The 11,871-nt window shown below is 73.8% G+C and carries 8 protein-coding genes; 6 read left to right on the top strand and 2 right to left on the bottom strand.

Going from position 1 to position 11,871, the window contains the following annotated elements; all coding sequences use genetic code 11:
* The first annotated feature begins 445 nt into the window (after positions 1–445).
* Together H299_RS0106225 and ptsP are read left to right on the top strand one after the other, a co-directional pair.
* Entirely contained in the window at positions 446–895 is a 450-nt protein-coding gene (locus H299_RS0106225) for a PTS glucose transporter subunit IIA (RefSeq protein WP_027747713.1), read from the top strand.
* Between the two features lie 66 nt (positions 896–961).
* Positions 962–2,632 carry a phosphoenolpyruvate--protein phosphotransferase gene (gene ptsP / locus H299_RS0106220; RefSeq protein WP_051262154.1) on the top strand — a complete coding sequence of 557 codons (1,671 nt, stop codon included), beginning with the start codon at positions 962–964 and terminating at the stop codon, positions 2,630–2,632.
* A gap of 106 nt (positions 2,633–2,738) precedes the next feature.
* On the opposite strand, the gene H299_RS38950 is transcribed toward ptsP, so the two are convergent.
* A complete protein-coding gene (locus H299_RS38950) occupies positions 2,739–3,653 on the bottom strand; it encodes a hypothetical protein (protein ID WP_027747711.1) in 915 nt (304 codons plus the stop codon).
* Between the two features lie 97 nt (positions 3,654–3,750).
* Complete coding sequence (locus tag H299_RS0106210; protein WP_078512487.1) at positions 3,751–5,796, bottom strand: acetoacetate--CoA ligase; 2,046 nt, start codon at positions 5,794–5,796, stop codon at positions 3,751–3,753.
* A 236-nt stretch (positions 5,797–6,032) separates the two neighbouring features.
* On the opposite strand from H299_RS0106210, the gene H299_RS0106205 reads away from it, so the two are divergent.
* The 4 genes from H299_RS0106205 to glpK all read left to right on the top strand — a co-directional run bounded on the left by H299_RS0106205 (position 6,033) and on the right by glpK (position 11,854).
* A complete protein-coding gene (locus tag H299_RS0106205; RefSeq protein WP_037757786.1) occupies positions 6,033–8,366 on the top strand; it encodes a glycoside hydrolase family 31 protein in 2,334 nt (777 codons plus the stop codon).
* A 21-nt stretch (positions 8,367–8,387) separates the two neighbouring features.
* Positions 8,388–9,296: a M15 family metallopeptidase gene (locus tag H299_RS32465; RefSeq protein ID WP_078512486.1), complete on the top strand. Its 909-nt coding sequence runs from the start codon at positions 8,388–8,390 to the stop codon at positions 9,294–9,296.
* 245 nt (positions 9,297–9,541) lie between these two features.
* Complete coding sequence (locus H299_RS0106195) at positions 9,542–10,276, top strand: MIP/aquaporin family protein (RefSeq protein ID WP_027747708.1); 735 nt, start codon at positions 9,542–9,544, stop codon at positions 10,274–10,276.
* 72 nt (positions 10,277–10,348) lie between these two features.
* A complete protein-coding gene (gene glpK / locus H299_RS0106190) occupies positions 10,349–11,854 on the top strand; it encodes a glycerol kinase GlpK (protein WP_027747707.1) in 1,506 nt (501 codons plus the stop codon).
* Positions 11,855–11,871 lie beyond the last annotated feature (17 nt).

The raw sequence follows: 11,871 nt of genomic DNA, 5'->3' as shown, positions 1-11,871 counted from the left end.
GGGGTATCAACATATCTGGCGTTGACTTTTGGCACGCTGTTGAGTTCTCAAAGAACGGACGCTTCCTTCGAATGCCGTCTCCGACACCCTCCGGGCTTTCCCTTCGGTATTTCGTGTTCCCGACGCTACCAGAAGAATTTCCCTGCTTGAAATCGAGGCCGACGCAGAACATCAGGACATGCGACTGCCGGGATCATCTAGCAAGGAGTTGGTTTGATCGAGAAGCTACCTGAGCCCATGGCGTCGAGGCAGGAGTACGACAGTACAGGCCGGGCCAGAGGGAGGCAAATCCGCATACCCGTGCCCGGTCGGCTCCGACGGGCGCGGCACACGCCCACGGCCATGCGGAATCGTCTCTTCACATGACTTACGCTTCTGAGCGGTGCGCCGTCCCGGACAGGCAGTGACGGCGGCTGACCGACGCTCCGCCTGGAGGCTTCCCCATATGACTACCGTGACGTCCCCCCTGACCGGACGCGCCATCGGACTCGCGGCCGTACCCGACCCGGTGTTCTCCGGTGCCATGGTGGGCCCCGGTACCGCCATCGACCCCGTCCGGGAGCCGACCGAGGCGGTCGCCCCCGTGGACGGCATCGTGGTGTCCCTGCACCCGCACGCGTTCGTCGTCGTCGACCCGGAGGGGCACGGTGTGCTGACCCACCTCGGCATCGACACGGTCCAGCTGAACGGTGAGGGCTTCGAACTGCTCGCGGCCAAGGGGGACACCGTGCGGCGCGGCGACCCGGTGGTCCGCTGGAACCCGGCGGCTGTAGAGGCGGCGGGCAAGTCCCCGATCTCCCCCGTCGTGGCGCTCGAGGCCACGGCCGACGCCCTCTCCGAGGTCGCCGACGAGGGAGACACCGCCCCCGGCAAGACGCTGTTCAGCTGGGCGTGACGGCCGGTACGCCGCACGGCAGAAAGAGCGACGCGTACGTCGCAGGATCGACCGGAGACGAGTGAAATGGACACAACGCTTCGAGGCGTCGGAGTGAGCCACGGCGTCGCCATCGGCGAGGCCCGGCACATGGGCACCGCGGTGCTGGAACCGCCGACCCGGCACATCGACGCGGAAGAGGCCCCGCGCGAGCAGAGCCGTGCGCGCCAGGCCGTGGACGCCGTGGCGGCGGACCTCACCGCCCGCGGCCAGCTGGCCGGCGGCGAGGCGCAGGCCGTGCTGGAGGCCCAGGCCATGATGGCCCAGGACCCGGAGCTGCTCGCCGACGTGGACCGCCGCATCGCCGTGGGCAGTACCGCGGAGCGCGGGGTCTACGACGCGTTCGCCGCCTACCGGGCGCTGCTCGCCGGCGCCGGTGAGTACCTCGCCGGGCGGGTGGCTGATCTCGACGACGTCCGTAACCGCATCGTGGCCCGGCTCCTGGGTGTGGCGATGCCGGGCGTGCCGGACAGCGACGAGCCGTACGTCCTCATCGCGCGGGACCTGGCCCCGGCCGACACCGCGCTGCTCGATCCGGCGCTCGTGCTGGGCTTCGTGACCGAGGAGGGCGGGCCCACCAGTCACAGCGCGATCCTCGCCCGCGCGCTGGGAGTGCCGGCCGTGGTCGCGCTGCCCGGGGCGGGCGAGCTGGCCGAGGGCACGATCGTGGCCGTGGACGGCAGCACGGGTGACGTCGTGGTCGAGCCCAGCGCGGAGGAACGGACCGAGCTGACGCGGATCGCCGAGGAGCGCCGGTCGGCGCTGGCGGCGAGCACCGGCCCGGGAGCGACGTCCGACGGGCACAAGGTGCCGCTGCTGGCGAACGTCGGCGGACCGGCGGACGTCCCGGCCGCGCTGGAGGCGGGGGCGGAGGGCGTCGGGCTCTTCCGCACCGAGTTCCTCTTCCTGGACGACAGCGCGAAGGCGCCGTCGGAGGAGAAGCAGGTCGCGGCCTACCGGCAGGTGCTGGAGGCGTTCCCGGAGGGCCGGGTCGTCGTACGCGTGCTCGACGCGGGCGCGGACAAGCCGCTGGACTTCCTGACCCCCGCCGACGAGCCCAACCCGGCGCTCGGCGTACGCGGCCTGCGCACGCTGCTGGAACACCCCGATGTCCTCGGCACCCAGCTGCGCGCACTGGCGCGGGCGGCCGAGGGGCTGCCGGTGTACCTCGAGGTGATGGCGCCCATGGTCGCCGACCGGGCCGACGCCAAGGCGTTCGCCGACGCCTGCCGCGAGGCGGGTCTGCGGGCGAAGTTCGGTGCCATGGTGGAGATTCCGTCGGCCGCGCTGCGCGCGCGCTCGGTGCTCCAGGAGGTGGAGTTCCTCTCGCTGGGGACGAACGACCTGGCGCAGTACACCTTCGCCGCCGACCGTCAGGTGGGCGCCGTCGCCCGGCTCCAGGACCCGTGGCAGCCCGCGCTGCTGGATCTGGTGGCGCTGTCCGCCGAGGCCGCCAAGGCCGAGGGCAAGAGCTGCGGGGTCTGCGGCGAAGCCGCCGCCGACCCGCTGCTGGCGTGCGTGCTCACGGGTCTGGGCGTGACCAGCCTGTCGATGGGGGCCTCCGCGCTCCCCTATGTACGCGCCACGCTCGCGAAGCACACCCTGGCCCAGTGCGAGCGCGCCGCCGCTGCCGCGCGGGCCGCCGACAGTGCGCCGGAGGCGCGGGTCGCCGCGCAGGCGGTGCTCTCGGGAGAGTGACTCCGCACGGCCGGTGAGGCCCGGTGGGGGGCGGTCGCGACCGCCCCCCACCCCCCCACCGGGCCTCTCGCGTCGGCGAACCGCGGGCGTGCGGCCGCCTCCTGGATCAGAGCGCGCCGCCCGAGGGCGGGGGCAGCTCGATGCCCGCCGCGTAGCGCACCCCCGTCTCCGGAGGCACGGGCTCTCCCGTCCCCGCGTCGGTGCAGTAGGCGGAGAAGACCTCGGCCTCACTGAGCGGACTCAGCCAGCCGCTCCGCAGGCGCCAGCCCCGGACCACGTCGCCCTGCCCCCGGGCCGCCTCGGTGCGGATCACCACGCCGCCCGCACTGGCCGTCGCCAGCCCGGCGGCGAGCACTCCGCACAGCAGCAGTGGCTCCGGATCGCGCAGCCGCAGCCCGCCGTCCCGGCCCCGCTCGACCCGGAGCGCCGCGCTCAGCGGTGCGTCCGGCGTACTGACCCCGCACACCACGTGGTGCACGCCGGGACCGACCGCCTGGAGCAGGCCCGCCAGCGCCTCCACCGCACGGGCGAAGACGACCTGCCCCCGGCTGCCGCCGCTCTCGGCGGTGCCGTCGGCGGCGGCATCGGGGGCCGCGCCGGCGATCACGGCCGTCGCCTCCTCCCAGGTCAGGGCGGACTCCCGGGTGCCCAGGAGCAGCGGGACCAGCTGCGCGACGGTCTGGCCCGCGTAGGGGAGGGTGAGCCCGCTCGCGGCCACCTCCGCCGCATAGCGCGTCCGGCTGGCCGAGGTGTCCGGGTCGAGCTGCTCCTCCTCGCAGTACTGGGCGAAGTCCTCCGCGTCGAAGCAGCCGACGCGGGTGTACACGCCCTGCTGCGCCAGCGAGCGCAGCAGGATTTCGGTCTGCCGCAGGTACGCCGCGTGGTCGTCGAAGGCGAACGACCGGTACCTGCTGGCCATGGCCGCGAAGTCGCCCGGGTCCGCCAGGACGGCGACGGTGCTGGGCACTTCGCGGCGGAGTGCGCGGTACGCTCCCCGCCTGCGGCTCCTGGTGTGTGCCATGCCTGCTCCCCCTCGTCTCTCCCCCTTGGAATCACTTGCTCACTCACCGTAATCGAGGGGTCTGACAACAGGCTGCCGGCGGGACGGCGGACACCCCCTAGGAGCGGCGTCGGGCGGCCAGGCGCTGGTAGAAGTCCAGGAGTGCGACGTCGTCCACCGAGCCGGGGTTCACGGCCTTCTCCAGCGCCGTTCCCTGGAGGAGCCGCTTGACGGGCACCTCCAGCCGCTTGCCCGTGAGGGTGTGCGGCACTGCGGGGATCTCGATGATCTCGTCCGGCACGTGCCGTGGTGACAGTGACCGGCGGATGGTGTGCTTGACGCGGTCGCGCAGCGCGTCGTCCAGGACCGCGCCCGGCACGAGGTGGACGAAGAGCGGCATCCAGTAGCCGCCGTCCTCCTGCTCCACGCCGATGACCAGGGACTCCTTGATCTCGGGCAGCCGCTCCACCGCCTCGTAGATGTCGGCGGAGCCCATCCGTACGCCCTGGCGGTTGAGGGTGGAGTCGGAGCGGCCGTGGATGACGACGGTGCGGCGGCTGGTGAGGGTCGTCCAGTCGCCGTGGCGCCAGACGCCGGGGTAGGTGTCGAAGTAGCTCTCGCGGTAGCGGGTGTCGCCGGGGTCGTTCCAGAAGCGCAGCGGCATGGACGGCATCGGGTTGGTGACGACGAGTTCGCCCACCTCGTCGGTGAGCGGTGCGCCGGAGGGGTCCCAGGACTGGAGGTCGGTGCCGAGGCAGGGTGCCTGCAGCTCACCGGTGTAGACGGGAAGGGTGGGGACGGCGCCCGCGAAGCAGGAGCAGATGTCCGTACCGCCGCTGACGCTGGCGATCCACAGGTCCGCCGCCACCGCGTCGTGCAGCCAGCGGAAGCCGTCGGGCGGCAGCGGTGAGCCGGTGGTGGCGACGCAGCGCAGGCGGGAGAGGTCGAAGTCGCGGCCCGGCTCGACCTCGGCCTTGCGGCAGGCCATGACGTAGGCGGCGGAGGTGCCGTACAAGGTGGCGCCGGTGGTCTCGGCGACGCGCCACTGGGCGCCGGTGTCGGGGTAGCCCGGGCTGCCGTCGTAGGTCACGACGGTGCAGCCCGCCAGCAGGCCGGAGACGAGGAAGTTCCACATCATCCAGCCGGTGGAGGTGTACCAGAAGAAGCGGTCGCCGGGGCCGAGGTCGCAGTGCAGGCCCAGCTGCTTGAGGTGTTCGAGGAGGATGCCGCCCTGCGACTGGACGATGGCCTTGGGCAGCCCGGTGGTACCGGAGGAGTAGAGCACCCACAGGGGGTGGTCGAAGGGGACCTGTTCGAAGACGGGTGCCACGTCGGCGGCGGTGAGCGCGTCCCACGCGAGGGCGCCCTCGGGAGGCGCCGTGCCCAGCAGCGGCACGTGCACGACGGCGCGCAGGGTGGGCAGTTCGCGGCGGAGCTCGGCGACCGTCTCGGTGCGGTCGTGCTCCTTGCCGCCGTAGCGGTATCCGTCCACGGTGATCAGTACGACGGGCTCGACCTGCTGGAACCTGTCGAGCACGCTGCGGGCGCCGAAGTCGGGCGCGCAGGAGGTCCAGACGCCGCCGACCGCGGCGGTCGCCAGCAGGGCGACGGCGGCCTGCGGGATGTTGGGGAGGTAGCCGCTGACCCGCTCGCCGGGGCGGACGCCGAGGCGGCGCAGCTCGGCGGCGAGGGAGCCCACCTGGCGGCGCAGCTCGGCCCAGCCCAGGGGGGTGGGCCCGTGGGTCTCGTCGACGTGCAGCAGGGCGGGCTCGTCCGCGCGGGCCGGGTCCTCGGCCGCGCGCAGCGCCTGCTGAGCGTAGTTGAGCGTGGCGCCGGGGAACCAGCGGGCGCCGGGCATCGAGGGGTCGCCGAGGACCCGCTCGTACGGGCTGGAGAAGCGCACGTCGAACCATTCGGCGACGGCCTGCCAGAAGGCGGGCAGTTCCGCCACGGACCACTGGTGCAGCGCGTGGTAGCTCGCGGCGGGGTCGCCCGGCAGGGCGGCGGGCGCTCCGTGGTGCTCGGCGGCCCACGCCTGGAAGCGGGTGATGCGGGCGCCGTCGGTGCGCGCGCGGTCCGGCCGCCACAGGGGCTCCGGCGCGGGCGGGCCGGCGGCGCCCTGGTACGGGGTGGCGGGCTGCGGCGTGTCGTGCGCTGCGGTCATGGCGGCTCCCGGGCTGTGCGCGTCGTGCGCGTCTTCACCCGCGCACGGCGGGGTGTGCGCGTGACGCGGCGGCTGGGCAGGACGATGCCACGTGATCGTTCCCCGCACCAGGGCGGGCGTCACGGGCGGGGCGGCAGGGGAGAGCCCGGCGCCGCGTGCGGCGAACCGGCGGACCCCGGGTGAACGGCAGTTGAACTTCACCGCTGCGCACCGGTGGCGATGGCAGGCTGAGCAGCATGGATGCGCGTGACCTGGTGCGGTCGGTAAAGCTGGTCGGTACGCCTCGGGGGGTGCGCACAGTGCGCTCGGCGTGGCGGCGCCGCCGGATCGACACGGCCGGGCTCCCCCGCGAGGGCGCGGAACGGGCCCGGGTGCCCGGTGCGGCGCTCGGCGCGGAGCCGCTGCCCGGCGGCGGCGTCATCCACTTCACCCGCTCGTCGCTGCGGGTGCGGGTGGCCGTGGGCGGCGCGGTGTTCTGCGGCTGGGACAGGGCCGCGCCGGAGCCGTCGTACGCGCTGGCCGGGCCGTGTCCCGAGGCGGACCCGCGGGCCGGGCTGGAGCCGGACAAGAACGGCGGCTGGCGGGTGGTCTCCGAGCGGGTCATGGTCACCGTCACCCGGCACGGCGATGTCGAGGTGCGCACCCCCGGCGGGGTGCTGCTGCGGCGTGAACTGCCGCCGCGCTGGTGGGAGCCGGTGGACGGGACGGCGGGCCGCTGGACGCAGCGCTCGGAGGTGGCACCGGACGCGCGGTTCTTCGGGCTCGGCGGCCGGGCGGCGGGCCCCCGTCTCCCGGACGGCGGCTACCGGCTGTGGAACACCGACCCGGGCCCCTTCGACCCGGGTCAGGACCCTCTCTACATCACGATGCCGGTGCTGCTGGTGGTCGCCGACGTCGGCAGCCATCTGGTCTTCCACGACAACACCTGGGACGGGCGGGTGACGCTCCGGCAGGGCACGGAGGGCGCCGGCTCCGGGCACGACCGGCCGGGCCGCTGCGAGGTGCGGATGGACGGCGGCCCGCTGCGGTACTGGGTGGTGACCGGGGCGCCCGCCCGCATCCTGCGCGGCTGGGCGGCGCTGACCGGCGCGCCCGCGGTGCCGCCGCGCTGGGCGCTGGGTCACCAGCACGCGCGGTGGGGCTTCGGCAGCGGCACCGAGGTGCGCCGGGTCGCCGCGGGCTACCGGGAGCGCGGGCTGCCGCTGCGCGCCCTGCACCTGGACATCGACCACTACCGGGGCCACCGGGTCTTCACCGTCGACCGGGACCGCTTCCGCGATCTGCCCGAACTCGCCGCCGAACTGCGCGAGCAGGGCGTGCGGCTGGTGTCCATCGTGGACCCGGCGGTCAAACAGGAGCCGGGCAACGCGGTCTACGACAGCGGCGTCGCGGCCGACGCGTTCGTCCGGGACGCGCGGGGCCGCCAGGTGCGCGGCCTGGTGTGGCCGGGCCGTACAGTCTTCCCGGACTTCACCGACCCGCGCGTACGCAAGTGGTGGGGCAGTCTGTACGCGGAGCGGCTCGACCAGGGCTTCTCCGGTGTCTGGCACGACATGAACGAGCCCACCTCCTTCACCGCCTTCGGCGACCGCACGCTGCCGCTGTCCTCCCGGCACTCCCTGGAGGGCCGGGGCGGCGACCACCGCGAGGCCCACAACGTGTACGGGCTGGCGATGGCCCGGGCCGGCTATCAGGGGCTGCGCGAACTGCGCCCCAAGGAGCGGCCGTTCCTCTTCTCCCGCTCCGGCTGGGCCGGCATGCAGCGGTACGGCGGCACCTGGTCGGGGGACGTACGGACGGGCTGGCCGGGGCTGCGCGCCTCGCTGGCGCTGGTGCTGGGGCTGGGCCTGTGCGGGGTCCCGTACTCGGGCCCGGACATCGGCGGGTTCACCGGATCACCGTCGCCGGAGCTGTACCTGCGCTGGTTCCAGCTGGGCGCGTACCTGCCGCTCTTCCGCACCCACTCGGCGAAGTGGGCGGGTCGGCGCGAGCCGTGGGAGTTCGGGCCCGAGGTGCTGGAGGCGGCCCGGGAAGCGCTGGCCCGGCGGGAGCGCCTGCTGCCGTACCTGGTCACGCTCGCCCACCTGGCCCACCGCACCGGCGCACCCTACGCGCGGCCCCTGTGGTGGCAGCACTCCCGCGACCGGGCGCTGCGCGACTGCGACGACGCCTTCCTGCTGGGCGACGCGCTGCTGGTGGCGCCCGTACTGGAGCAGGGCGCGGTGCGCCGCACGGTGCGGCTGCCGCGCGGGCGCTGGTACGACACGGCGACCGGCCAGGCCTACGAAGGGCCGGCCCGGGTGGAGATCGCGGCGCCGCTGGCGCGTATTCCGGTGCTGGCGCGGGCCGGGGCCGCGATCCCGGTGGCCGGGCCGGACGGTGAGACCGAGCTGGAGGTGTGGGCCCCGGCGCCGGGGCGTACCGGCAGCGGGCTGGTGATCAGCGATCCGGGCGACGGGTGGGGGCGCCCGGTGGTGGAGCGGCTGACGGTGCGGCTGCACGGCGGCGTGCCGGTGGTGGCCCACGAGGACGGCACACCCGTGACCCGCCGGGTGCGGGTGCGCGGCTGAGCGAGGTGGTAGAGCGGTGCCATGGCCACCACGCGCTCCGCCGTCGCACTGGCGCTCACCGCCGCACTGGCCCTCGCGCCGGAGGCGGCGGCCCCCGCGCCCGGGCCGCCGGCCGGGTTCGTCCCGCTGCGCGCGGTGGCGCCGACGATCCGTCAGGACATGCGCTACGCCACCGCGCACAACTTCACCGGCGCGCGGGTCGAGGGCTACCGCGGCCCGGTGTGCCTGCTGACCGCGGAGGCGGCCCGAGCGCTGGGCCGGGCACAGCGGCGCTTCCAGCGGCTCGGCTACAGCCTGAAGGTGTACGACTGCTACCGCCCGCAGCGCGCGGTGGACGCGTTCGTGCGCTGGGCCGCGGCCCCGGGCAAGGGGGCGATGCGGCGGGAGTTCCACCCGCGGGTCGGGAAGTCCAGGCTGTTCCAGGAGGGCTACATCGCCGCGAAGTCCGGCCACAGCCGGGGCAGCACCGTGGATGTCAGCCTGGTGCGGCTGCCGGCGGCGGCGCCGCGCCCGTACGTCCCCGGTGAGCCGCTGGTGCCCTGCTACGCGCCGCGCGGCGAGCGCTTCCCGGACGACTCGGTCGACATGGGCACCGGCTACGACTGCTTCGACACGCTCGCTCACACCCTCGATCCGCGGGTACGGGGTGCGCGGCGGGCCCACCGGCTGCTGCTGCGGCGCGGGCTGGAGCGGGCCGGTTTCACCAACTACCCGCGTGAGTGGTGGCACTTCACGTACACGCCGGAGCCCTTCCCGGACACCTACTTCGACTTTCCGCTCGGGCCACCGCGCGGGGACGCTCGGAGGACGGCGGCCGGGACCACCCCCGTGGGCCCCGTACCGCCGTCATGTGTAGGGGACGCCGTACCCCGTGATCCGGTTCACCCGAGGGGTGCCTGTGACCGGGATGGCGAAGTGGTGACGGAGTGATGACACACCTCCGGTGCTGCGCCGCGATCCGTCGCGTCCACCGTCTTGACGGCGCATCGGGCCGGATGAACACTTCCGGCACGCTCGCTGCGGAAGGCCGGGAACGGACCGGGGACAGGTGGGGGGACGTGCGCCCGACACGGGGTTCACGCTGCCCGCCCGCTACCGCCTCCGAGGGCGGGCAAGCGCTTAACCTTCAGGAGCGCCGGGGCCGCCACCCCGGGCGAAGGCCCTAAGGAGCCGCTGTGGAGCAATTCTCGAACGGGGACATCTTCGTCGGCGAGATCATCGGCACCGCGATTCTCGTCCTTTTCGGAGCGGGCGTCTGCGCCGCCGTCAATCTCCGTCATTCCAAGGCCAAGGGGGCCGGCTGGGTCGCCATCGCCTTCGGCTGGGGCTTCGGTGTGCTGGCCGGTGCCTACACCGCCGCGCCGCTGTCCGGCGGGCACATCAACCCCGCCGTCACCCTGGGCACGGCCGTCGAGGGCGGCGGCTGGAGCAAGGTGCCGGTCTACCTGTCCGCCCAGCTGATCGGCGCCTTCGTCGGCGCGGTGCTCGCCTGGGGGGTCTACTACTCGCAGTTCGCCGCCAACGCCGACCGGGAGCACGCGCAGCCGACGCTGGGCAACTTCTCCACCATCCCGGAGGTCCGCAACCCGGCCGCCAACCTGTTCACCGAGATCATCGCCACCGTCGCCCTGATGCTGCCGCTGCTGGCCTTCGGGCTGCACGAGGGCATCGGCAAGTCCGGCATGGGGGTGCTGCTGGTCGCGCTGCTGGTCGTGGGCATCGGCCTCTCCCTCGGCGGGCCCACCGGGTACGCCATCAACCCCGCCCGCGATCTGGGGCCGCGCATCGCCCACGCGGTGCTGCCCATCCCGAACAAGGGCACCTCCGACTGGAGCTACGCCTGGGTCCCGGTCGTCGGACCCCTGATCGGCGGCGCCCTGGGCGCCGCGATCTACAACGTCGCGTTCTGAACCCCGCCCCTGTCCCGAGGACCCGCGCAGCCGGCCCGAGCACCCCAGCACCCGAGTGAAGGGGACGTGACCATGAGGGATCACTACGTCGCGGCAATCGACCAGGGCACCACGTCCAGCAGGTGCATCATCTTCGACCGGCACGGCTCCCCCGTCGCCGTCGACCAGCGCGAACACCGCCAGATATTCCCCCGCCCCGGCTGGGTGGAGCACGACGCCGCCGAGATCTGGACGACGGTACGGGCGGTGGTCACCGGCGCGCTCGCCAAGGCCGGCCTGCACGCGGCCGAACTGAGCGCGCTGGGCATCACCAACCAGCGCGAGACCACCGTCCTGTGGGACCGGGCCACCGGCGAGCCCGTGCACCACGCGCTCGTGTGGCAGGACACCCGCACCGCGGCCCTGTGCACCGAACTGGGCGGCACGGCGGGCCAGGACCGCTTCCGCGACCGCACGGGCCTGCCGCTGGCCAGCTACTTCTCCGGACCCAAGATCGCCTGGCTGCTGGAGCACGTGCCCGGACTGCGGCGCCGGGCCGAGGCCGGGGAGATCGCCTTCGGCACCATGGACTCCTGGCTGATCTGGAACCTGACCGGCGGCACGGACGGCGGCGTCCACGTCACCGACGTCACCAACGCCGGGCGCACCATGCTCATGAACCTGGAGACCCTCCAGTGGGACCCCTCGATCCTCACCGCCATGGACGTGCCCGAGGCGGTGCTGCCCCGGATCAGGTCCTCCGCCGAGGTGTACGGCACCGCCGTGGGCGCGCTCGCCGGGGTACCGGTCGCCTCGGCGCTCGGGGACCAGCAGGCGGCGGTGTTCGGGCAGACCTGCTTCGGCGTCGGCGAGGCGAAGAACACCTACGGCACCGGCTCCTTCCTGCTGCTGAACACCGGCACGCGGCCGGTCCCCTCCCGCAACGGGTTGCTGACCACGATGGGCTACCAGCTCGGCGGCGAGCCCGCCGTGTACTGCCTGGAGGGCTCGATCGCGATCACCGGTGCGCTGGTGCAGTGGTTCCGCGACCAGCTGGGCATCATCTCCTCGGCGGAGGAGATCGAACCGCTGGCGGCCGGTGTCGAGGACAACGGCGGAGCGTACGTCGTACCCGCCTTCTCCGGCCTCTTCGCCCCCTACTGGCGCGCCGACGCGCGCGGCGTCATCACCGGCCTCACCCGCTACGTCACCAAGGCGCACCTGGCGCGTGCGGTGCTGGAGGCGACCAGCTGGCAGACGCGCGAGGTGGTGGACGCGATGTACCAGGACTCCGGGGTCCCCCTCACCGCGCTCAAGGTCGACGGCGGGATGACCGTCAACAACCTGCTCATGCAGCACCAGGCGGACGTGCTCGGGGTGCCGGTGATCCGGCCGGTGGTACCCGAGACGACCTGCCTGGGCGCGGCGTACGCGGCGGGGCTGGCCACCGGCGTGTGGTCCGGGCTGGACGAACTGAGCGCGCAGTGGCGGCGCGACGCCGAGTGGACGCCGCGGATGGACGCCGGTGCGCGGGAGCGCGAGTACGCCAACTGGCGCAAGGCGGTCGAGCGCAGCTTCGGCTGGCACGAGGAGGACTGACCGGCCGCGCTGAGCCC

Source organism: Streptomyces sp. CNH287 (genome assembly GCF_000424825.1).
Note: the sequence above shows the minus strand (reverse complement) of the source record. Positions and strands in the feature narration are given on the sequence as shown.